Here is a 23,351-nt window from a genome sequence, read left to right as displayed (position 1 = left end):
CGCTAGCGTAACGCGGCTGCCGATCCATGTTGGCAGCTGTGTCTTTTTTTAAGCTAGCGTACCCGCTAGCTTAATTCCGAAATCCCTCGGGCAGACCGAGGAGCGATAGCCCCAATGTTTGAATATGGTGTTATCTGATGGATACGCCATCTAGGAAACACTAGCATTTCTTTTACTTAATTTCTTAAATACCGAGTATTCCTTATTGGACTTAATAAAACTTAATATCTTTTCGGCGCATTCTATTGGATTCAACTCTTCAGTATTTACTTCGAGGTCATATTCATCAATGCAATATACTTTGCTGAACTGGGAAGCTGCTAGACCAATATTTCTATCTCCTCTTGTTTGCTCTCTTCTTATGAGTTCTTCTTTCGAGCATATTACACCTACAAATAATGTAGGCTGATCAGAAAATACATCAAGACACTCATTAAACCACTTGTCATTTTCAATTACAGTATCAACTATTACATTCAAACCCATTTCTGAAAACAATTTAATTTTCGAATAGTACAGTGAGATTAAGGGATCAAAAGTAATTTGTGCGACAACTTGGTCATCTACTTCTCTTTTAGGTTCAATATTTAAAAAAATCCTTGATAAAATCATCTACTGATAAATGATGGAAAAGAATCTCTTTCTGATTCATCAGTTCAATAGAAATACTAGTCTTTCCTGAACTTGAAGTTCCGTTCATCAACACAATGATTCCTTGCTTCAAACGAATCACCCTCACATGATAGATTTATGTATCTTTCAGATATTAACAAAGTCAATAAAATTATCCAACTCTGAAAATATTCGAGAAACAATTGAACTATCCTGCAAATAATTTCAAACCCTAATGATTCATAGAGTTTGGATGCAATGTCATTCTTTTTTCTGTGGCTAAGTCTTACCTCTTTACATTGATATTCATCTTTAAGCAAGTTTATCAAGTCAATCACGGCACTTCTTCCATACCCTCTGCCCTGATAGTGTTGGTCAATCATAATTGCATCAATTTCGCCAATGCCGTTATCGATTACGATATAAATCGCAAAGCCTACCATAGTATTTTCCAGATATATGGCAAGCGGGTTGAAATGTGTTTCATACTGCTAGCACCTTCATTGTTTATGGTAATGATTATGTTTCCACTGTATAGAGATAACAAAGTTTTAGACTGATTAATAAAGTACTAGACTGGATAATAAAGTTTTAGACTGGGGCCGTTAAACTAACGGGCAGTTATCTGCTTCCCAGATCTTGGATTATAAGTTCCGTCACATAGACAATCGCCTACCTTGTCGTCTTTCAAATCTTGCCCCGATCCCCCTTCTTTGCCGGCAGCACATCCCATACACTCATCAGTTGAGTTATTGCAGCGTCAATTGCCTCGTATGAAACATCGTCCCGGGCTTGTGTCGAAATTCCTCGAAGAAATGTTTCAAATAAGGTAACCAGCATGGCGATATCCGTAGAATCGGGCAAATCACCAATTGCTACGGCCCTTTCTATACAATCTTTCAGCCAGTTGCGGACCTTTACTCGTTCCTTGGAGAGCATCTCTTGTATGCGATTTTGCTCAGGAGAACAGGTTACAGCGGACAAAACTAACAGACAGCCTAAAGGGTGGGACCTCTCTGTCTGCATCCTTGCCGACCGCCGTAATCCCTGCTCGATGGCTGCTTTAGGGGGTAAACTTGTATCCCGAAAACTTTCTGAAACCTGTCCATAAGTTGATATATATTGATCAACCACTTCGCGGAATAGTGCTTCCTTGGATTCGAACGCTGCATAAAAACTCGCCGCCGATATATCTCCCATCGCAGCGCGCAACTGAGCAAGTGAAGTGGATTCAAAGCCGTGTTCCCAGAATAGATGCATGGCGGCAGTAACAGCCTCGTCACGATTAAATGCGCGGGGGCGTCCCGTTCGTGGCATGACATGACCTCCTTTATTAATTTTATACTAATTGATCCAGAAGTCATTGACAAGTGAATCTAGTTCATCTAACATATGGAATGATCGATCCACAATTCGATTCATCTTAAGGAGGAACCTAGTATGTCACGATATTCATCTTCTACGGATACGGTCCAATCGGCCAACATCCCTGCCAGGCTTCCGTGGTTTGCCCTGCTGGCGCTTGCAATGACAGGATTTATCTGTATTTTAACTGAAACGATTCCAGCAGGGTTGCTGCCGTTAATCGGAGAAGGGCTGCATATTACAAAAGCGATGGCTGGACAGCTCGTGACCCTTTATGCGATCGGCTCACTTGTGGCGGCCATTCCGTTCGCCATGTTTACCGGCGGGTTAAGGCGGCGTCCGTTGCTGCTCGCCATTATTGCGGGATTTTTAGTCTTCAACACTATTACCGCTTTATCAACCAGCTATGCTTTGACGCTTGTCGCTCGATTATTCGCCGGTGTAGCCGCTGGCGCGGCATGGGGAATGATTGCCGGTTACGCGCGGCGTATGGTACCAGATGCCTTAAAAGGACGCGCCTTGGCTGTCGCGATGGTAGGAACGCCGATTGCACTTACATTCGGGGTGCCGGTTGGCACCTTACTTGGTGACCTGATCGGTTGGCGTGCCGTATTCGGACTCATGTCTCTTCTCGCTCTTGTTTTAATTGGGTGGGTGCTGTACAAAGTACCGGATTATCCCGGACAACCTGCAAATCAAAGAATGACCGTAAGGCAAGTGTTTGTTATGCCTGGCTTACGTTCGATTCTCATGGTGGTGTTCACCTGGATGTTGGCACACAATATTCTATATACGTATATTTCGCCGTTTCTCGAACCTTCTGGACTCTCAGGGCGCGTCGATCTTGTCTTGCTCGTCTTTGGATTAGCCGCACTTATCTCAATCTGGATTGTCGGCCTGATAATTGACCGTATGCTGCGCCCGCTTGTATTAATCAGCCTGATGGTTTTTGCTCTTGCGTCCGTTGCCCTATGGCTAGGCGGTACATCGGCACCGATGGTCTATACAGCAGTGGCGTTATGGGGCCTGACTTTCGGCGGTGCCGCTACGCTACTGCAAACGGCGCAAGCCAATGCAAGCGGTGAAGAAGGCGTTGATATCGCAATGCCGATTAATACCACGGTATGGAATTTGGCCATCGCTGGTGGAGGCGTTGTAGGTGGTGCCTTGCTTGAGCTCGTCGGAGTACAGTCGTTCCCAGGAGTGCTGTTGATTCTGCTGCTTGTTGCTTTGGTTATCGCGTGGAGAGCAAAGAGACACGCCTTCCCCCGATAACAATAAACACGGGGATCCAAATAAGCGAAGCTTACGATCCCAAATGGATTAAAGTACTTCGTAGATCTTCGTAGATTATTGCGCTAACGGTTATCGTTAGGTCAATGAAACAGAAGCAGTCTAGGACTTTATTATCGTGTCCTGGACTGCCTCTGGCACTTTTAATAGCTAGTCTAAAACTAATTTACGAAGGCAGCTGATTTAGCAACTCAAAAAACTGGTTAGGTCAACAACGTGAGTCTCTAACTAATTAAGTTTGGAAGTACTAGACTGATTAGAAAAGTATTAGACTTTGAGAATAATGTTTAAGACTGAGAAAATATAGTATTGACTACTGATGGGGGATTACTCTAACAGGCAGTAGTTTAAGAATATACGCCTGCCAGTATTTTGATGTTAATGGGAGCCTTATGAGGTGTGGATTCTTTCAGTCCCTTACGCAGAATAATGCTCTAGCACCATTATAACGGGGTGTCTATCATTAAGCAGGTTTCAAGGGATTGGAAATGAATAATTTATTTGTAACGAAAAGAGCTGTATAATTAAAGGAAAAAAGGTAAACGGAGGTTTAGAGTGTCACAGATTGCGATCTTCATAGTCGGAGATTCAACCCTATCTTCCTACGATTCCTCAAGAGCGCCGAGAGCAGGGTGGGGACAAGTATTAGAAGGACTTTTAAATAACTGTGTCAAAGTACATAATCATGCTGCCTCCGGCCGCAGTTCAAAGAGCTTCATTAATGAAGGAAGATTAGATGCGATTGACCGTTCGATTAGTCCAGGGGATTATTTATTAATACAATTCGGTCACAATGATAAGCATTTGGATGAAAAAAGATTTACAGAACCGTACAGCACTTTCCAGTCATATTTACAGCAATATATCGATACGGCCCGAGCGCATCAAGCGCAGCCTGTTTTGATAACACCTGTGCAGTGCAGAAGCTTCGATGGAGATGGAGTATTTCAGGAATCTCATGGAGATTATCCGGATGCGATGAGGCAACTCGCATCGGCAAACAATGTGCCGCTGATTGATTTGACAGCCAAAAGCAGAATTTTACTTGAAAGGTTTGGAGCAGAGCGGTCCAAACAATTGTTTCTTTGGTTTCAGCCTGGAGAGCATGAGAATTATCCGGAAGGAGTTCAAGATGACACCCATTTTTCAGACTACGGAGCTAAAGAAATCGCAAAATTGATTATAGAAGGATGTAAGGAATTGAAGCTTCCTGTTACATAAACCAGCAAAAAGGCGCGATTCGAATTCTTGAGGACGCACCATTTACATTTTCAAGCCAGGGTGTTTTTACTATAGGGGGATAGTAAGATGAAATTATTATTGTGGGAACACGGTACTCCGGGAGCATTAGGAGAAGAGGAGAAGGACAAGCCGGTGTTAGTTCCGTATCTTGTCGAAGGGGATGACACATCTTCAGCGATGGTTGTATGTCCCGGCGGCGGATATAGCGGACGGTCTCGGAAAGAAGGAGCTCCGATAGCCGAATGGCTCAACACACTCGGTATTTCGGCATTGGTTGTACATTATCGGGTTTCACCTTATCTTCACCCGCATCCGCTGTCCGATGCGCAACGAGCCATACAACTCATACGGAGCAACGCAACGAAATGGAATATCGATCCCGAGCGTGTAGGGATTCTTGGATTTTCAGCAGGGGGACATGTAGCTGCATCTGCAGGAACGTTATTTCACGATGGAGACCCGGATGCTGTTGACCCTATAGCCCGACAGAGCTGCAAGCCTAATCTAATGGTGCTCTGCTATCCGGTTATAACCTTCACGGCTCCGTTTGCGCATTCAAGCTCTCGAGATCATTTGTTGGGGAGCGAGCCAGACCCGGCTTTAGTTGAAAAACTATCCTTAGAGAATGCGGTGACTTCGTTCACACCTCCGGCGTTTATCTGGCACACGGGAGAAGATGAAAAAGTACCGATGGAGAATGCATTGATGTTTGCAGCCGCCTTACGCCGCAAAAAGGTACCTTTCGAGCTTCATGTATATGAAAGCGGTAGACACGGACTATGCTTGGCTGCTGATCATCCTGAGGCATCTAGTTGGACAGCTTTATGCGAAAATTGGCTTCGAAAGCAAGGCTTTATTAAGTAGATCAAAACGATCCCAAGATAACAGCAATTTATGCAGGTGTAAATTTTGGAGGAATACTACTTTCAATAACAATCGACGGCATTTCAAAACAAACTAGCCACTCGCGGTGTATTGAAAACGAGATTCTGATGCATTTGCGCTCCTTAAAGAAGACGTGTAAAGATATCTCGCTGCACGATCCGATCGGAATCGACATCCTTGCTTCAGAGGCTGATGATGTCGTAGATAAGGTGCAGCTTAAAATTGAGCGGTCAAAGATATATAAGAACCTGGATATTTCCCAATTTAATCCATGCGTTTGCGGGTGGTGTCAGCTACGCTGGTACTACCCCTACTAGATAATTAAGTTGCTCTGTAGCAATTTCAGCCAGATTATAGCATAGAAAGATCTCGCCAACACTTTAACAGTAAGCGTCACATCCAACCCGTCTTCAACCGCGCATTTACACGAAATATAGAGGCGGATCTAGGCGGTAGCCTGTTATTAAAGGACACCCCGTTATAATGGTGCTAGAGCATTATTCTGCGTAAGGGACTGAAAGAATCCACACCACTCCTTCTGAATCCAAGCAAATGCCATCGGCCCCGTTTGATAACCTGAAGATGCAAGAACATGGCTTGTAGCTGAGAGGATTTAATGAATGCTGTCTAATGAAGTAAAGGGTACGTTAGGTCAATGAAATAAAGGCAGTCTAGGACTTTATTATTGAGTCCTAGACTGCCTTTTACTCTTTTAACAAGGCTAGTCTAAAACTAATTTTACGAAGGCAGATGTTTTAGCAACACAGAAAACTGATTAGATCAACATCGTGAGTCTAAAACTTTATTATCTATGTACATCTACTACCATTACCTCCAAATCCAGCGCCGCTTAATAATGCATATCCTGGTCGCGCTTGGTTGAATATTGTTTCTCTATATATTTTTTTGCGTATTAAACTGGGGGTGAAATAATTAGGATACCAAGTTATCAATAACTCCGAACAGGATATATGAACTTAGAATTAGAATTAAAAGCCTCTTAATAAAGACTTTCATGAAAAGTCTACTCTTTTCCCATAGTACGAAACAAATTATTATATTCGATCCTCAAATATTATCACTTCCGACAAAACTACCCGTTTGTTCTACTGACTTTCACAGCAATGCGAATAAGCAGTGGATCGGATCCACCGCAGTACTATCGTCCCCGTTCAAAAAACTCCATTTCTTGTGATAAGGTCCTCATGTCTGTAATAGCAATTTTCAAGTCCATCCCATCCTTTTGTGATTGCCTCAAGGACTAGTGTAGTTTCATTTTTGCTCACTTTCGAGTTTAAAAATCAATTCGTTCGCCAGACGTTTATTCAAACGATATTTTTCTGTTTTACCAAGCTTGGAGGATAACTCTTTGATTCTCTGGATCTGGGTATCAGTCGGCGGTTGTTGCTCGATTAATCTCTCATAATTTTGATAGGCGACCTTAAGTGCTGTTTCTGCGGAAAGCAAATCAATGGTTTCATATAATGCATTGGCTGCTTGTTCAGTGGTCAAACCATAACCTGAATCAGTTGATAACATAAAGCGGTCCGGGTATTGTTCCATCAGTGGTATAAAATCCCTTAATTTATTGAAGCTGTCAGGGTTATAAGCAGTAAACCCAGCAAAAAAAAATCAATGTACAAATTAGAGTGTTTTTCGAGAAGGGTTTTAATATTATTGGGAGAGTTGTAAGCATTAGCGTGTCCAAAGATAATATTCGTATTTGGATGCTGGTCCAAAGCCTCCTCCAGATGTGTTATCGGCGAACCATTAGGCGGATCTATATGTAAAAGAATCGGAACACGGTATTTTGCTGCTAATTCATAGATTTTTGGGAAATTCCCGTCGTTTGGGTGCTGAGCCTTCCACTTTACTTTTGAAACAACGGGAGAATTGGTGGATGCGGCTGCGATCTCACCAATATTTAAATAACCCTGCTCTAATTTATCACGTACGATGGTTAAACCCTCATCTTCGTAAATAGGGAATCCCGCGAAGGAAGGATAAACATGTGACGGCTCTCTTCTATATTGCTGCCAAGATAGTTGATCCGTGATCTGAGCGCTAGGCTCTGAAATATCCCCGAATAATACGATTCGGTCAATTCCATATTTCCCCCACTTTTCTATCGCATTCGGATTTCCAGCATCGTGGTTATGAATATCAATGACGGTAAGATCACGATATACCTCAAACAATTCATTCTGAGGATCTTTGTTTTTGCGAATGTTTTGAATTAGTTCCAAGTTCGGCTTCGGCGTATACTCTGTTAGGGGCACGATTGTTACTACTTTGCGCATTAATGAGGAACATCCAGTGAATGTCAATCCAAATACAACAAATATACAAAGTAAAATAGGCATTTCCATACACAATCGATCTGTCTTCCAACTTGGAGGTAGTGATCCAAACATTTTAAACCCTCCCATGCATTCACATCATTTGATTTTATTGTTTCAAGCAACATCAACATTAATATTGTAATTTTACCCTTTCAAGAGTACATATCCATCGAAGATAACTGCCAGTTAGCTTAATGGCAGAAAGAACAGTTGCCATGGTGGCAAACTGTCCCTGAACAAAAAGTCTCGTCCCCCGTGAAAGCCGGCTGACATGGTATCATTAATGAGCTATCGCACCCCGCTACGGCATTGCCAAAAGATAGTGTCAGTTGAAACGAACACCGGCCAATGTTTCGACGGCATCTTTGAGCATCATGAACACATCTCCATCTGTCAATTTATTTGGGTCTGTTATCAGTGCAATGGTGGATTTGGTAACAAGCCCCTTGCTTAATAATTCAGCCTGAGCGTTTTCCCTGGTCGTATGAAGCCCTGCTCCTAATGCAATCGTATAGCTCGCTTGCTCCAAGGTCAATGCTTGCTTCGCAGGTTCATTCACATTTTTCAGAGCTTCAGAAGGGTTTCCCGCAAAATATGGCTTATATTTTTTCTTTATGATATTCAGCTCATTCACAATACGCTGCATATTGGAAGGGTTGTCCAGTTTAAACGCCTCGTTATGATACGAGCCCACAGCCAGCCCCATGTAAACGGCGGCTTTCAGGCCATCATATTGCTTATGATTCATAAAGCTCATCTTTTCGGTCGTATAAGGCTTCAGGTCCATGCCTTGATCATTAAGCGACTTCTGCAGCTCGGCTATCAGCGTTTTCGATTCGGCCATCGCTTGAAAAGTAATTCCATGTTCGATCGCCAGCTTGACGGCGGCACCCGCTGCTTGGCCCTCGGCCATACCGACCGGAATGACACGTGCGCTGCCGTGTGCTAGCGTATCGTAGCTTGCGGATCTTCCCACGACGAGAATCCCGTCCACATTGTTCGGAACGATACTGCGGAACGGTACCGCATATTTCAATGGATCCACGACAACAGACCCGTTATCATTCGGAGAAGTTCGTTGAATATCTGCAGGGTAAGAGCCGAAGGCGATGCGATCCCACTGGTCCCGGTTCTCCAGTAAATCGATGACGCTTAAACGATACAAGCCGTTCAGATGGCGTGTCTCACGAACATAGAGCTCCGGAGCGATTCCACTGAATTCAATATTTTTGAACTCCTCGAATTGTTTCAAGTAGTTAACGACATTCGGGATTTCTTTGTTCGCAATATCCATTCCTTCCTTGACGGATTGAGGATTCAAGCCGTCAACTCCGAAGATTTGCAGGGCGTTGATCAGAATCGTCCCGTCGAGCTGCCGGCCAATATTGAGACCGCGCATTTTCACGCGTTCTTTGTTAAGCGGTTCGTAGCCCTTCATTTCTTTGCCGTAGCCCCATGCGGACATTTTACTGACGCCGGTATTGCTGTCCCCGTCTCCATTTAACCGTTTGGCAATCAAGCTCCATGCCTTATCATCGATATTATTCAAGCGGAATACCGCGGTGACCGCCATTCGCGATGCTTCATCACCCAGATCCTCGCGGCCGATTGTAAACGAGGCTCCGGAAGCGGCCGCCACATCTGCGTCTTGGGTAGCGTCAATGACGGCTTTTGCTTGTACTTTTTGCTTCGTTCCGTCCGGTAAGCCGACAGTGATGCCTTGGACCCCTGCGTTAGCCCCATCCTTTTGCACAATAGGCTCCACGGAGGAAGCCTTCATATACAGATCTATATGTTTCTCCGCCTTAACCAAGTCGTAAAAAGCATCGGCTCCCGTCGTTACATCAAAAGAATGGCCTTCCGTTTTATTGTACCATTCCGTAAAAATTCCCTTGTTATAATAATCCTGCTCTTTTCCCGGCAGCTTCGTGGATGTTTTGTCCCAATTCATGTCGATGCTGTTCAACCACCCGACCGTCATCAGCCCACCCAGAACTTGCCGGTTCCGGCTGTCGATCAGCAGTGTCTGCAGCCCGTTGCGAGCCGCTGAGATAGCTGCTGCAATCCCCTCGGGGTCCGTACCGACAACCACTACGTCATAACTCTCCTTCAACTTGTCCACGGATTGAACGGCCTGAGGCTCGCGCTTCACATTCCCGGCCTGCGGCACATGAACTCCTGCATCGCCGTTTTTTAACGAATTCATATACCATCCCATCCCCAGTCCAAGCAACACTATGAATATCGCCCCCGCTATAAACTGAGCCCTTTTTTTAAACATGATGAACACCTCTGCCTATATTATTTGTTATAGCAGGATTGGTACTTCATTATCCCTGCCGTCGTCTAGTATAAACGAGAAATGTTAATGTTCCTTATGCAGGCGCTTAGCGGGCGCTTAAATGATTCTTAATAAAACTTAAGAAATGCCGCAAACTAAAATAACCCCACAAAGTGGGGCCTTGGCTTCGAAGCCGATTCAGGTACTTTGCGGGAGCCCCGAAATTTATAAATTCTGGCGTGTAAAAAAAAGGCCGGTTAGCGGCCTTCTTGTGATCCTGGAGATACATTTTCGTATATGGGAAGTCTGGTTTCAAAGACCGTTTCCTTGCGGCTGCTCCGCACCGAAATCAATCCGCCATGGATCTCGATAATGCTTTTCGTGATGGCCAGCCCAAGCCCGGTTCCTCCGGTCTGTGAAGATCTTGATTTGTCGGTTCGATAAAATCGTTCGAAAATATAAGGGATATCACGCTCGGGAATCGGTTCGCCATAGTTGACGATTTCCACGACAGCCTCATTTTCAACCTTGCTGATCCGGATATCGATAGATTTGCCGGTGCTTCCGTAACGAATCGCGTTGGATATAATATTTTCGTACGCACGCATTAATTGGTGGCCGTCGGCAAGCACATATAAGCTATCGTCCGGGGCAGTCAAACGGCATGACATGTTTGCTTTTGTTAACTGGGGGGTGAATTCCTCCGCCAATTGCTTCAGGAAGCCCAGGATGTTTACTTTTTTCATTTGAAACTGAATGCCTTGCCCGCTTAGCGACGTATACTCGAAGAGGTGGTCGATCAGCTTTTTTAAGGTTTTCGTTTTTTCATAGGCGATGTTTATGTAATACCGCAGCTCCACCTCATCTTTATAGCGATCCGTCTCAATCAGCTCCAAGTAACCGAGAATCGAGGTGAGTGGAGTGCGCAGATCGTGGGATACCCCTGTGATCAGCTCGTTTTTGGTTTTTTCGGCATTCCGCTCTTCTTCAATCGACTTCCGCAGCTGCTTGGTCATATGATTAAAATGTTCCGCCAAGACACCCAATTCGTCCGAGGATTTGGTCGTAATTTCATACGACAGATTGCCCTGGGATATTTCTTGCAGCCCCCGTGTGATCTCCTCCAAATACGAAAAAACTTTACTGCTGAGCACAAAGAAATAGACGAGGAAAAGCACGCAGCCGGAAATAATCATGATCGGCGTGGAGCCAATATGATTGACGACCCAGCGCGTCGGCGCAGAGAACGGCCATACAAAAACAAGCTTCAAAAATAGCCGATAACCGATAAGTTCGGTGACGGCAGTTAATGCAATACTGAGCACGAACAGCAATATAAATTTCCAGCGCATCGTATTGATGAATTTTATTTCCACGTCCGAACTCCAATCCGTCCTTATGATATTGTAGACTACTCGATCGTGTAGCCTATTCCCCATACGGTTTTGATGTACTGCGGGGCGCTTGGATCTTTTTCGAGCTTTTCCCGGATTTTGCGGATGTGAACCATAACCGTATTATTGGATTCGTAGAATGGCTCGTTCCACACGGATTCGTAGATTTGCTCCATACTTAGCACGTTGCCCCGGTGTTGGGCAAGCACTTGCAAAATAGCGAATTCACGCGGCGTCAGCTTGACCTGGTTGTTATCGACAAACACTTTATGCGTCTTCAAATTTATGATGAGATCATCGATCACCAGTTCACTTTCATCCTTTGCTTGATTCGCATGGAACTGCATGAATCTGCGAAGCTGCGATTTGACCCGGGCAACGATTTCCAGAGGACTGAATGGTTTAACAACATAGTCGTCCGCTCCAATGCTTAATCCCGTAATTTTATCGATCTCTTGGCCTTTAGCGGATAGCATGATGATCGGCATCTGCTTTTCCTCGCGTATTTTCATACAAGCTTGAATCCCGTCCATACGAGGCATCATGACGTCTAGAATGATCAAGTCAACCGTAGTCGTTTGTAAAATTTCCAAAGCCTCAACACCGTCACTCGCCGTACACACATGAAATCCTTCATTTTTCAAATAAATTTCCAGAAGATTGGTGATTTCCTTCTCATCATCAACCAGAAGTATAGTGGCTCCAAACATAAAATCGTCTTCCTTTATCTGAAATTTAAGCGGCTCATGCCATTATCTTACACAAATAGTACGAAAGGCAAGACGGCAATGGACAAACTTGTTACTTGAAACAATTTGCATAATGGTTCCACAGAACGGACTGTCATAAACAACGCTTAAATTATTTTCTATATCCGATTCTTGTGGTGTGAATAGTGTTTCCAGCGTTCAGTTATGGATTCATTCACCAAATTCAACGTAACATAGATGCATTATTATGACAAATACCCCTAAACCAATCTGCCAGTTTCGAGGTCCGGTTAAATTATCCAGTTGAAAAATAACAGCAGTTGAATTCAAGCCAACTGCCCTTAATGTTAATTGATTCTAACAATTGTGGGCACGTTATTGAACTATCCTGCCAATTAGTATAAAGCGGCTGCCGATTTGTGCCGGCTGCCGCGTCTTAGTTCGTTATATAGCTAGCGTGCCCCTTAGTTTAAAAATGGAAGCCGCTCATAACTTCCGGATTGCGTAAATTTCACTTGATTAAAGTAAGCCCGAAAACGTATCTCCTGAATTTCACTCTAGTGTCACGGTCAGACGATCACGCGGTAGTGAAGCTGAACAACTCCGCATCGGAAGCGGCGCTCACCGAGCAACTCGAGCCGCATGCTGAGGTTGTCCGGCAATGCTCGCTTACCTCCACCCAAGACGATCGGATTAACAAGCAGATGACACTCGTCGATCAGTCCCGCGCTCATCGCCTGCCCAGCAAGCTCGGTGCCGCCAATCGTAATGTCGGCTCCTGAAGACTCCTTCAGCCTCCGGATCGCATCAGGATCGAATTCGCGCTCGATCCTAGTCCTAGCGTTTGAAACCGACTGAAGTGTCCGGGAAAACACGATCTTCTCAGCAGCTCGCCAAATCTGCGCGAAGTCCCGCATTACCTCCGGTTGATCGCCGCTGGACGGGTTCATTTTGATGTTCGCCGTCTCCCAGTACACCATCGACTCGTACATTCGACGCCCGTATAGGTAGGTGCCAATCGGCCGCTGGAAGTCAGTCCAGAACGCAAACACCTCGTCATCGGAGATCGACCACTCGAGATTGCCGCGCTCGTCCTCTATGTAACCGTCCAAAGATACGTTAATAGGGTAGATCAGTTTAGCCATTTCGATAACGCCCTCCAATCTCTGTTCATAAACTATATTTTAAGACATTTCAGTTCGGATTGTTTCTTACAGATTGCTAATCTAATCTGCCCTTTAGCTTAATGACAGAAAGAGCAGCTGCCGCGGCAATCTGCTCCCTGATCATCCCATGATCGTCTTTGTTAGCTTAAAGCTTTTTTCGAAGAAATACTGTAAAACTCACCATTCAAAATTTAGAATCCCCCCATTTTTTGTATAATGCTTTTGGCATAATACATTACTTTTGATTCAATAATTGAATAGCAAACAGAAAAGATAATAAGTAAGGTAATTTGAATAAATAGTTGCCCTTTAAAGAAGTCAAGTACCCATATTAATACTGGAAGATATAGCATGAATAATATAGCTTTGGTTATGATTTCGCTCATCCATATCCCCCTAACCCTTATTAAAGTTTATCACTAGTTATAACGCATAAATTTAGTCGTTGTTGCGGTATCCTGCCCATTGCTTCAACGGAAGACGGCTGCCGATGCGTCAAGCCGGCTGCCGTCGTACCATGATTGAGCTATCGTCTGCCGTTAGCTTAGAACATGTGGATTACTCAACTGTGCTCCTCAATCAATGAGATTTTCCTTCCTTAATCTCGAAAACTCCGTCGCATAATACGCCATGGCGATGGCCGGTAAGGCGATTCCGATCAGCAGTGCCGCCTCCCAGCCCCCCATCGCATAAGCCCATCCCCCTGCCGCTGAGCCGATAGCGCCCCCTAGAAAGAAAATCGCCATATATAAACCGTTAAGCCTACTGCGAAATTCCGCTCCTAAAGAGAAAATCACCCGCTGCCCGAGAACCATGTTGGCGGAAACCCCCATGTCAAGTAAAATCGCCGCAACTACGAGGACGGGGACTGCGAGTGCAGAACTTGATGGAACCAGCAAGGGAAGCAGCCCGGAAAAAATGACGATGCCCAATGCCCATCCCGTAGCCGGGCGAACCCATCCACGGTCTGCCATACTGCCCGCCGCTGGCGCCACAATTGCCCCCATTACCCCGACTAATGCGAACAGAGCGACCTCCTTCTGAGTGAAATGGAACGGCGGACTTGTCAGTACCAACGGAACTGTAGTCCAAAACAAACTGAACGTTCCGAATACACAAGCATGATAAATTGCCCTCCGGCGCAATGCCGGTGTCGCCTTCAGCAGATGCAGCATGGAGTGCAGCAGCGCCGGGTAAGCTGTAGCGGCCGAAGGCTTCCTTGAGGGTAATGCCTTTGCCAATACAAGAGCCAGCGCGAAAATCAATGCTGCGGAGATGAAATATATGGCGCGCCAGCCCATATACTCCGCCACCAAGCTTGAAATGGGACGCGCGAGCATAATCCCCAGAAGCAGCCCGCTCATGACGTTGCCCACGTTGCGACCGCGCACAGCTTCTGGCGAAAGATGAGCCGCATACGGCACAAGGATTTGTGCTGCTACAGAACCTACTCCGATCACGAGTGAAGCGGTTAGGAACAGGATGGCGCTTTTGATTACAGCGGCAATTGTCAAAACGGCGGCAGTAAGGAGCAATGATGAAACGATCAACTTACGATTTTCCAGGATGTCTCCCAACGGTACGATAAATAACAAGCCGATCCCGTAGCCGACTTGAGTCAACGTAACGATAAGGGCGGCAGCTCCGGAGGAGAGTCCGATGGCCGAACCGATCGAGCCTATCAATGGTTGAGCATAATAAAGATTTGCCGCTATGATGCCGCAAGCGGCTGCTAGGATAAAAATCAGCGCTGGCGAGACCAATTTTTCCGTTGGAATAGAAGCTGAATGCATAGAAAGTCCCCTTTTCTTACCAGAAATTTTCTGGAACAGTCGTTCCGGAATGTGCAAAAAAAAAAAAAAAAAAAAAAAAAAAATGTTTTATAGCATTTCCATTACCATGTCTATCATCTGCTGCATCTTGCCGCGGTCACCCTGCACCTTCGCAACGATATTTATACTATGATTCAGGTTTGTGAGCAGATAAGATAAAGTCTTGATATCTTTCTCAGGCATGATTTCTCCCGTCTCCTGACCTTTGCGCAGCAGCTCGTAGAAGGATTTCTCCAACTCGTCAAACCGCTCCCTGATCAACACATTCAGTTGCTCATCTGGCGAATCAATGCTGACCGCTGCATTAGTAATGAGACAGCCCTTCGGCGACTCGCCGCCCAAGGCGGAATCGATGTGTATCTCGAAGTACTGTCGGATTCCCGATTTGGCGGATGTCGCATTAACGAGGATGTCCCGTTTGGATTGCTTCCACTTCTTGTACCAGTTGATCGCTTCGATATACAGCGTTTGCTTGTCCCCGAACGTTTCATACAAACTTGATCTGCTAAGATCCATAGCTTCCAGCAAATCGGGAATGCTTGCCGCTTCGTAGCCCTTCTTCCAAAAAACGAGCATCGCTTTATGAAGCACCGCTTCTTTATCAAACTCTTTGTAGCGTCCCATGGCTCTCCCTCCGTTTCTGTAGGTACAGTATATACTTTTCTGGAACGATAAGTCCAGTATTTTCTGCAGATATGAAAGTTAGCTCAGGCTGGGATAAAACTAGCTTCGATTATACCCTACACACCATGTCTTTAATCGTCTAGCAAAGAATACATAACAACTCCAAAAATAGGTAAAAAGATTCGCATTTCTTAAAATAACTGAAAAACTGTGGCATACGAAACAGAAATAATAAGAAAATTTTGTTACTATAGTCCCAAGGTAAGCAATGAAACCACGTCTATATTTGGGCACTTGGACTTGGTTGAGCTAGTAGTGCAACCGGACCACCTTTATCTATAGGGGGTTATCTTAAATGAAGTCCACACTAAATATTGAACATGTTATCAATGCATTAGGTATCCCAGCAAATCGTTTCCAATCATGGGTTGATCAAAATATTTCAATAGATATAAATACGCTTGTGGCAAACCCGTTGTCATCCCCAACTCATTTGCAAACCAACGATGAACTGAATGTTTGTATGACAAACCAGGATAATTATTTAAGAAATCTGTCGATACTTATCAAATCGAGATTAAATACATTTTAAACGTGCTGGGGCTGGGCACCAGCCTAATTGGGCTGATGGACGACAATGATGCCGGTAAGTGCACGATCGTTTGACGACCACGCAGACGAAAAAGGAGGTTTTCGCAATGAACATCAATTCGATTGAGAATGCAATCGGCCGGCAGCTCTCTGACTCCGAACGTAGCACCGTTGGATTGATCAACAGATGGGATCAGGAGACAAAAGAGAACATAATGACTCTTTTGCTTGATGCATGGAAGAACGGGTTTGCGTTGGGGCGTAAAAGCAGCGTCGGCAGACGGTAAACGTAACTGGATCCATCGTTTATTTACTGCTACATTTGTTATATTCACCGAAGGATAAGTAACACAGCCTGACGAATCCTCCACGGAAGCGGACAAATACAATAAAAGCCCCTGATCCAGGTATTCATTCTCCGCGCATAAGTGGATAAGTTCCTCTTCCTGGCTCATTGGTTGTATTTTTCGACGCCCCTTCGCCACTCCTGAAGCTTAATCACGCTTTTCATTCAAGCCAGCTAAGCCTTCTCTTTAAAAATGTGCAACTCATCTTTTAACCATTTTATGGTTAGTGCCGAGTGCTTTTGCGACAGTCTTAAATCCCCTCTTATCGTCGATGAACATCCACGTCGTATGTCTTACTTCTTTTCCTCATAAAAACTCCCCTCCAAGTACACTGTAGTGCGCTTTCTTAGCACTGTTTACTTAAAGGGGATAATACCAAAACGGCAGCTTTATCATGATGACTATTGATGTAAAAGTTATATAATTTTGCCTTCACAATCAACAAAAATAAGTTGAACTTTGGGACGCAAGCACCATTCGATTATTGTCTTCACAAGACTTGGTGTAACGATACGGTCATCCCAAATTGGAGTTTGTACTCTTACCCAACCTTTATGAGGGTGATTTTCTAATCCTGCAAACTCCATTCCTTTTACCACAATGTGCGGTGTTTTATCATAGTCTGTTTGTGCCACATGATATGAAACAATAAACTTCTTATCCTCTGAAACAATACTAAGATTGATTCGTCCGTAATCTTCTGCATCTTGGTGAACATTCCAATAATACGTCTTGTCGCAATACTCTAACTTGCGTCTTCCTTTTGAATTAACCCCCATAGGCCTATGACCTCGCTATTTTCATACTAATTCGCTTTCCGTATCTATTCGTGACAGCATCGAAGTATCCCGCCCTTTAGTTGAACGGTGGCTCAATATGACACCCGCCGCTACAAAACTAAAAGTAACGACGGTAGGTTCTCCACGGCGTCCCCCGCGCAGCAGGGTGTAAATCTGAGTGGTTGATGCTTTTTCATACCCCAATATGCCTTGAATAAAACCTAATGGCGCTCCGTTATCTAATTAGTTATAGAACAGTTCCTAAGTTCGCATTATTGTTCTTTTAAACAATTCTTCTTCAACGTAAAAAGATTTCGAGAAATGGTTAGCACTATCCTACCTATTAGTTTCACTTTAAGTTTTCTGGGTTTAATCCTTGTAATATTTCAGGAATAAATATTCCATTCTTACGAATCAGGATATCATCAAACCATATTTCTCCACCACCGAATTCAGAACGCTGAATATTTACAATATCCCAGTGTAATTCTGACCAATTATTATTTCCAGGTGTTCCTTTAGGTACACATCCAGGAGTAAAGTGATAACTGCCCCATATTTTTTCATCAAATAGAGTATCTTTCATTGGTTTTTCTATAAATGGATTTAGTCCAATTCCAAATTCACCAAAATATCTAGATCCTTGGTCAATATCTAATAATTTATTTAATCTATCGCAATCATTCGCTGTGGCATGTATGATTCTGCCATCCTTAACTTCAAATCGAATGTTCTCGAATGTAAACCCTTCTTTAATTGAAGGTGTATTATAGGAAATGTATCCATTAACAGACTCTTTTACTGGCATTGTGTATACTTCACCATCCGGAAGGTTCATAATCCCTGCATCTTTATATGAAGACATATTTTTAATTGAGAATTTTAACTCAGTCCCAGGACCACTAATCCTTACTTTATCTGTTTTATCCATCAACGTTACTAAATTATCCATTGCTTTATCCAACTTCGAATAATCAAGATTACAAACGTTAAAATATAAATCCTCAAAATCTTCTGTGGACATATTAGCTTGCTGTGCCATAGCATGATTAGGATAACGAAGAATACACCATTTCGTATGGCTGTAACGTCTGCCATTGATCTTTTGTGAATAATATTTTCTAAATAGCGCCATCTTTTCAGGAGGAACACCATTCAATTCACTCATATTCTCTCCGGCTCTAATGAGGATATAAGCTTGCATATCCTTTACTCTACTTGAATCGTAGGATGCCATTGCTGTTAATTGCTCCTCATTGCAACTAATTAATATCTCTCTTAATAACTCATGGTTATTTATTAATAGGAATGGAGTTCCACCAACAAAATAAGCCTGTCTTATCAATTCTTTTGCCAAAGGAATTTCCAATCCATCGACCTCAATTAATAGTTTTTCTCCTCGTTGAAGCTTTACTGAATATTCAATAAAATTTTTAGCGAGTTGTTCAACTCTTGGATCTTTCATGGCACGTCTCCTTTATCGTTTAAAACGTTTAATTCAAGCACATTCTGTTAACTTATGCATTCTAGATCGATCCTCTTTTTCCTTTTTATGTTAGTATAATGCATCATAAAAGTGTTATAACTAACCTGCCCGTTAGTTGAGAAAAAGAAAAAGCATCAGATCGATTCGATCAGACGCCTTCATGTCTTATTATCCCACTAACGTACCGTTAGTTCCATAAAAAATGGTTTTAAGTTTTGACCAGTTATCTGCTATCCAAATCGATTCGTCAACAAACGTTTGAATCGCGTGTCCGCTTCTTTCAGCATTTACACCAACCCGCTCAGCCTTGAATGAAGTCTAATGGTGCTCCATTATCAAGGAGCTTGCATGCAAGGTATGACGAAACCGATGTGGATATACATTAGCTTCGAGTTCTCCCCGATTGGCAAGAGGTTTTAATGTCCACCTGATCGTCGGAATAGCCATCCCCGACTTATAGGATGTGTATTAGTTTCAAATAAGGCCTTGCAAGAGTCCTCACGGCTCGCGAGGTACTTCTTCAACTACACTCCGTTAATTGTACAGTAGGCATCCGGGGTAAACAAATGGATCCGAGGGGAATGGTGGTTTGCGTAACAATCAGAAGTGTTTCAGTAAGCATTGCATGATATGCCATGTAAAGAATATAATTATAGATTAAAGCGCTTTACATTAAACTCACTGGTGCCCTACAATTATTGGTAGATTAAGTAATGGTACGTCTCCATCCGGTTCGTAGGGGGTTGTCCACGAGCATGTTCCCACAAAGCTTAAAAACATTTAAGCATAAAAGCATTTTTGTCAAAATGCTTGTTATTTTTAATGCATTTATCATCTCCACCATCCTCATCTTTGGCTACGTCTCTTATTCAAAATCATCTTCCCTGCTGATTGAAGAAGTGGTCACCTCCAATAATAAATATATTGAACAGGCGCGAAATAACATCGATCGGGCAATCGAATCGTGGGACGTCTTATCTTTCCAGGTTTCTCTGCAAAATCCAATCCGCCGCGCCCTCTATTTGTCTGAACAAACATGGAACCTCGATCAGATGCTGTTTCTGGATGTTATACAATATTTGAAAAGCGTCAAACTCGCCAACCCGCTGATCTCCGATATATGGCTGCAACCTTACCGGTACCCTGTTGTCCTGAACCACGAATCGAAATATAATTCGGACTATTTCTACAGCCAACTTTATACCACCAAGCCTGAGATAGGCTGGAGAAAAATAGAGACGGGGCATTTCGGCTACACGTTCATGGGGCGGTTCGACGTCGTTTCTTCCGATGCTTCTCAGTCCGTAATTACGTTTGCACGAACCGTTCCGCTCAGTGAAGTATCTCCAACCGGGATATTGTACATGAACGTCAAAACCGAAGACCTGGCAAATATGCTGCAAAGCACTAGCGACCCGTACCCCGCATTTATTTACGCCATAGACGCATCGGGCCAGCTTGTGATCAACAGCTCCGTCCGCTCCGAGCATGATCAGCGGATCTATTCCGTCAAAGGGATTATTGCGGATAAAGTGAAAGCCCAAGGAACTCGAGAAGGGTACCTTGAGGAAAAAATCTCCGGCGAAAGCTACCAGATCGTATTCACCTCGTCTTATGTCAATGGGTGGACTTACATTAGTGCGGTGCCAACCGCATTTATTACGGAAAAAGCGAACAAATTCAGGCAGTTCACGCTATTTGCTGCCGTACTTTACCTCGCAGTCGGTGTTATTATCTCCTATTTTTTGACAGAACGGATGTACCGGCCAATTTACAATATCATAGCTTATATGAATTTGTTCGAACGCAAAAAGGACGAAATGCCAGGCATTCGTAAGGAGGATGAGCTCGGATTTATTGACAGGATCATCAATTACGTATACTTCGAGAACCATCAGCTGAAGGGCGAATTCGAGAAAAATCTGCCTGCGCTGCAGCAAAAGATCTTGTATGATTTGATAGAAGGCCGGGTTTCCTCAGAGAAAATGGCCGAGGCCGCAGAGAAGCTTCAGCTTCCCTTCGTCTTCGATGCGTACCAGATCATCGTGTTTGAGACGGTGGATTTTTCCGTCGACGAGCAGCTCAGTCCCCATGAGCCCGATATTATAAGCATGATTGATCAAATGGCTGCAAAAACCGACGCAGAACCGCAGCATTTTGCAGTCAAATCGATAAAAAAGCGTGTCAATAAAATCGTCACTATCGTCAATCTCGATTCCCGGAATCCGAACCCGGAGCTGATCAGCGATTTGATATGCCGCGTGACCAACTTTTTCATACGGGAGCACGGGCGGACCTTTACCATCGGCATAGGCAATGTGTACAAGCGGGTGGAGGATGTACCGTTTTCCTATGTGGATGCGTTGACCGCGTTGGAATACAAACTAGTCAAGGGACAAGGCAGCGTCATCTACGTGGATGAAGTAAGCAAACTACCCGATCGTTCTTACATATATTCCTTTGATACGGAGAAAAGAATCATCAATGCGGTGAAAACTGGCAGCACAACAACGCTATCAGAGCTTCTGCAAGTGTTGTGGAAGGATAATCTGGAGAGTGCCCCTCCAACTCCGGAAATTGTTCACCATTTGTTTCACGCGCTTGCCGGGACTGCAGTCCGGACGATTTATGAAATCGGTTCCACTACGGAGGAAATATTCGGCCGTTCCTTCAGTTTATACCGTGAACTCGACTTACAGCCTGGCGTTGAGAACAAAAAGCAGTGCATTGAAGAGGCATTCAGAATCATCGGTGAATGGATTCAAGGTAAGAAACAAGGCCAATACACCCAGCTGCTCGGGAAGGTTGAACAGTTTGTTAGGACCAATTACCACCGGGACTTGTCCCTAGCGGTCGTGGGAGAAGCACTTGGATTATCCTCATCGTATTTAAGCAGCATTTTTAAAGATATCACGGGCATGAGCTTCGTCGATTACGTCAACTCGAAGCGGATCGAGCAGGCCAAGCTGCTGCTGCAGACCACGAACCACTCTGTGGCGGACATCTCAGAGAGGGTCGGCTTTACGAGCTCCAACACGTTTATCCGCGTATTCAAACGTCATGAAGGCGTCACGCCAGGACAGTTCCGTCAGTGAAGGGGTCCATCGTATGCACGTCTCAACCGGAGCTATCACTTGTATCTCACTTAGCCGGCCCTCCTCTTTAAGAGACGACGGGGCCGGCCGTTTTTTTGCATATTTTCCCGGCTAGACTCGATAGCCCCTTCGAAAGCAAACCAATTAAACCGTCTATCGCATCCTCCCCCAAGATTAGCCTATAAATCCAAACAAATCGCCCCTGTTATCATAAAAAATGGGGATGGTTCTAAATAATCGGAGATGGAAAAATCGTTTGTGAACGGTTACATTATGGACACGAAACTGAAAACTACTCACTTGATAACATCCATTTACCGAAAGGAGGCGTTTCGTTCGATGGCTAAGCCCGAAGCCGCTGTTCCCCATTCCGTGGCCCCGTCCACGGCTGCCAATCCGTCACAATGGCGAAAAACGATGAAAAAAGCCCTGCCTTACTACCTCATGTTTCTGCTCCCTTTCATTTACTATGTCATTTTCCGCTATGCTCCCGTCATTATGGCCGTCTTGATCTCTTTTATGGATTACAACGTATACAAAGGCATTTTGGCAAGTCCATTTGCCGGGTTCAAGCATTTCATCGATTTCTTCGATTCAATTTACTTCACCCGGCTGATCCGTAATACGCTGATAATCAATCTGCTGAACCTGGTATTCGTGTTTCCGGCTCCGATCGTTTTCGCATTACTATTGAATGAAGTGCGCAACGCCTTCATCAAAAGATCCGTTCAAACCATTAGCTATTTACCGCACTTTGTCTCCACCGTCATTGTTGCGAGCATGGCCGTGACGTTCTTGTCTCCGAGCGTCGGACTCATTAACAACCTGCTCGTTCAGTTCGGTATAGAGCGGATTGCCTTTCTTCAGAAGCCGGAGTATTTTTGGTGGATCTACACTTCCATCGATTTGTGGAAGACGCTTGGCTGGTCAGCCATCCTCTACTTTGCCGCGCTAACAGGAATCAATACAGAGCTGTACGAAGCGGCGAAGGTCGACGGGGCGAACCGTTGGAGGCAAATGTGGCATGTCACCTTGCCGGGCATCGCACCAACGATTATCATTTTGCTTTTGCTTAAAATTGGACACATGCTGGAAACCGGATATGAGCTCATTATTTTACTATACAACCCCAACACGTATGTAACGGCGGATGTAATCGGTTCCTATGTTTACCGGAGGGGTATCCTAGAGGCCAATTACAGCTTTGCTTCCGCCGTCGGGTTGTTCCAGTCCGTGATGGGGCTGGTGCTCTTGATGATCTCTAACCGATTGGCACGCAAATATTCGGAAACGAGCATTTGGTAAGG

The 23,351-nt window shown here is 44.3% G+C and carries 17 protein-coding genes, 3 pseudogenes and 1 riboswitch; of the genes and pseudogenes, 7 read left to right on the top strand and 13 right to left on the bottom strand.

From position 1 onward, the window contains the following. Nucleotides 1-150: 150 nt before the first annotated feature. The 3 genes and pseudogenes from GGC63_RS10015 to GGC63_RS10005 all read right to left on the bottom strand — a co-directional run bounded on the left by GGC63_RS10015 (nt 151) and on the right by GGC63_RS10005 (nt 1,929). A pseudogene (locus GGC63_RS10015) lies at nt 151-724 on the bottom strand (chloramphenicol phosphotransferase CPT family protein). Then, nucleotides 669-1,082, bottom strand: a pseudogene (locus GGC63_RS35335) (GNAT family N-acetyltransferase); the annotation flags it as partial. The pseudogenes GGC63_RS10015 and GGC63_RS35335, both read right to left, overlap by 56 nt. A 217-nt stretch (nt 1,083-1,299) precedes the next feature. Then, nucleotides 1,300-1,929, bottom strand: coding sequence for a TetR/AcrR family transcriptional regulator (locus tag GGC63_RS10005; RefSeq protein WP_192702163.1), 630 nt, complete (start codon nt 1,927-1,929; stop codon nt 1,300-1,302). A 123-nt stretch (nt 1,930-2,052) separates the two neighbouring features. On the opposite strand from GGC63_RS10005, the gene GGC63_RS10000 reads away from it, so the two are divergent. From GGC63_RS10000 to GGC63_RS09985, 4 genes and pseudogenes are all read left to right on the top strand, one after another. Beyond that, a complete protein-coding gene (locus tag GGC63_RS10000; protein ID WP_192702162.1) occupies nt 2,053-3,252 on the top strand; it encodes an MFS transporter in 1,200 nt (399 codons plus the stop codon). 573 nt (nt 3,253-3,825) lie between these two features. Beyond that, nucleotides 3,826-4,491 carry a rhamnogalacturonan acetylesterase gene (locus GGC63_RS09995; RefSeq protein WP_192702161.1) on the top strand — a complete coding sequence of 222 codons (666 nt, stop codon included), beginning with the start codon at nt 3,826-3,828 and terminating at the stop codon, nt 4,489-4,491. A gap of 87 nt (nt 4,492-4,578) precedes the next feature. Next, nucleotides 4,579-5,376 carry an alpha/beta hydrolase gene (locus GGC63_RS09990; protein WP_192702160.1) on the top strand — a complete coding sequence of 266 codons (798 nt, stop codon included), beginning with the start codon at nt 4,579-4,581 and terminating at the stop codon, nt 5,374-5,376. Nucleotides 5,377-5,474: 98 nt separating this feature from the next. Then, a pseudogene (locus tag GGC63_RS09985) lies at nt 5,475-5,654 on the top strand (RNA polymerase subunit sigma-70); the annotation flags it as partial. Between the two features lie 1,015 nt (nt 5,655-6,669). Here GGC63_RS09985 and GGC63_RS34420 read toward each other — a convergent pair. The 8 genes from GGC63_RS34420 to GGC63_RS09950 all read right to left on the bottom strand — a co-directional run bounded on the left by GGC63_RS34420 (nt 6,670) and on the right by GGC63_RS09950 (nt 15,746). Next, nucleotides 6,670-6,960 carry a hypothetical protein gene (locus tag GGC63_RS34420; RefSeq protein ID WP_225948077.1) on the bottom strand — a complete coding sequence of 97 codons (291 nt, stop codon included), beginning with the start codon at nt 6,958-6,960 and terminating at the stop codon, nt 6,670-6,672. 17 nt (nt 6,961-6,977) lie between these two features. Next, nucleotides 6,978-7,811 (bottom strand): amidohydrolase family protein, encoded by an 834-nt coding sequence (locus GGC63_RS09980; RefSeq protein ID WP_225948076.1) that lies wholly within the window; start codon nt 7,809-7,811, stop codon nt 6,978-6,980. Between the two features lie 253 nt (nt 7,812-8,064). Beyond that, nucleotides 8,065-9,945 (bottom strand): FAD-dependent oxidoreductase, encoded by a 1,881-nt coding sequence (locus GGC63_RS09975; RefSeq protein WP_225948075.1) that lies wholly within the window; start codon nt 9,943-9,945, stop codon nt 8,065-8,067. Nucleotides 9,946-10,277: 332 nt separating this feature from the next. Continuing rightward, nucleotides 10,278-11,396: a sensor histidine kinase gene (locus tag GGC63_RS09970; protein ID WP_192702158.1), complete on the bottom strand. Its 1,119-nt coding sequence runs from the start codon at nt 11,394-11,396 to the stop codon at nt 10,278-10,280. Nucleotides 11,397-11,431: 35 nt separating this feature from the next. Then, a complete protein-coding gene (locus GGC63_RS09965) occupies nt 11,432-12,124 on the bottom strand; it encodes a response regulator transcription factor (protein WP_192702157.1) in 693 nt (230 codons plus the stop codon). A 569-nt stretch (nt 12,125-12,693) separates the two neighbouring features. Then, nucleotides 12,694-13,269, bottom strand: coding sequence for a dihydrofolate reductase family protein (locus tag GGC63_RS09960; RefSeq protein ID WP_192702156.1), 576 nt, complete (start codon nt 13,267-13,269; stop codon nt 12,694-12,696). Nucleotides 13,270-13,865: 596 nt separating this feature from the next. Next, nucleotides 13,866-15,083: an MFS transporter gene (locus tag GGC63_RS09955; RefSeq protein WP_192702155.1), complete on the bottom strand. Its 1,218-nt coding sequence runs from the start codon at nt 15,081-15,083 to the stop codon at nt 13,866-13,868. Nucleotides 15,084-15,170: 87 nt separating this feature from the next. Then, nucleotides 15,171-15,746 carry a TetR/AcrR family transcriptional regulator gene (locus GGC63_RS09950; protein WP_192702154.1) on the bottom strand — a complete coding sequence of 192 codons (576 nt, stop codon included), beginning with the start codon at nt 15,744-15,746 and terminating at the stop codon, nt 15,171-15,173. A 260-nt stretch (nt 15,747-16,006) separates the two neighbouring features. Further along, nucleotides 16,007-16,074, top strand: a riboswitch (cyclic di-GMP riboswitch). Nucleotides 16,075-16,444: 370 nt separating this feature from the next. Between GGC63_RS09950 and GGC63_RS09945 the strand changes: the two genes are divergently transcribed. After that, nucleotides 16,445-16,624, top strand: a complete 180-nt coding sequence (locus tag GGC63_RS09945; RefSeq protein WP_192702153.1) for a hypothetical protein — start codon at nt 16,445-16,447, stop codon at nt 16,622-16,624. Nucleotides 16,625-17,100: 476 nt separating this feature from the next. On the opposite strand, the gene GGC63_RS09940 is transcribed toward GGC63_RS09945, so the two are convergent. Both GGC63_RS09940 and GGC63_RS09935 read right to left on the bottom strand, forming a co-directional pair. Continuing rightward, nucleotides 17,101-17,463, bottom strand: coding sequence for a hypothetical protein (locus GGC63_RS09940; protein ID WP_192702152.1), 363 nt, complete (start codon nt 17,461-17,463; stop codon nt 17,101-17,103). Nucleotides 17,464-17,812: 349 nt separating this feature from the next. Further along, entirely contained in the window at nt 17,813-18,928 is a 1,116-nt protein-coding gene (locus tag GGC63_RS09935; protein ID WP_192702151.1) for an aminopeptidase, read from the bottom strand. Nucleotides 18,929-19,704: 776 nt separating this feature from the next. Here GGC63_RS09935 and GGC63_RS09930 point away from each other — a divergent pair. Further along, nucleotides 19,705-22,044 carry a helix-turn-helix domain-containing protein gene (locus GGC63_RS09930; RefSeq protein WP_192702150.1) on the top strand — a complete coding sequence of 780 codons (2,340 nt, stop codon included), beginning with the start codon at nt 19,705-19,707 and terminating at the stop codon, nt 22,042-22,044. A gap of 339 nt (nt 22,045-22,383) precedes the next feature. Continuing rightward, nucleotides 22,384-23,349, top strand: a complete 966-nt coding sequence (locus tag GGC63_RS09925; protein WP_079912534.1) for an ABC transporter permease — start codon at nt 22,384-22,386, stop codon at nt 23,347-23,349. The last annotated feature ends 2 nt before the right edge of the window (nt 23,350-23,351 follow it).

The sequence above is a fragment of the Paenibacillus sp. OAS669 genome, assembly GCF_014873645.1.
Taxonomy (GTDB): Bacteria; Bacillota; Bacilli; order Paenibacillales; family NBRC-103111; genus Paenibacillus_S; species Paenibacillus_S vulneris.
The sequence above is the reverse complement of the archived record's forward strand: the minus strand, read 5'-3'. Positions and strand labels throughout refer to the sequence as shown.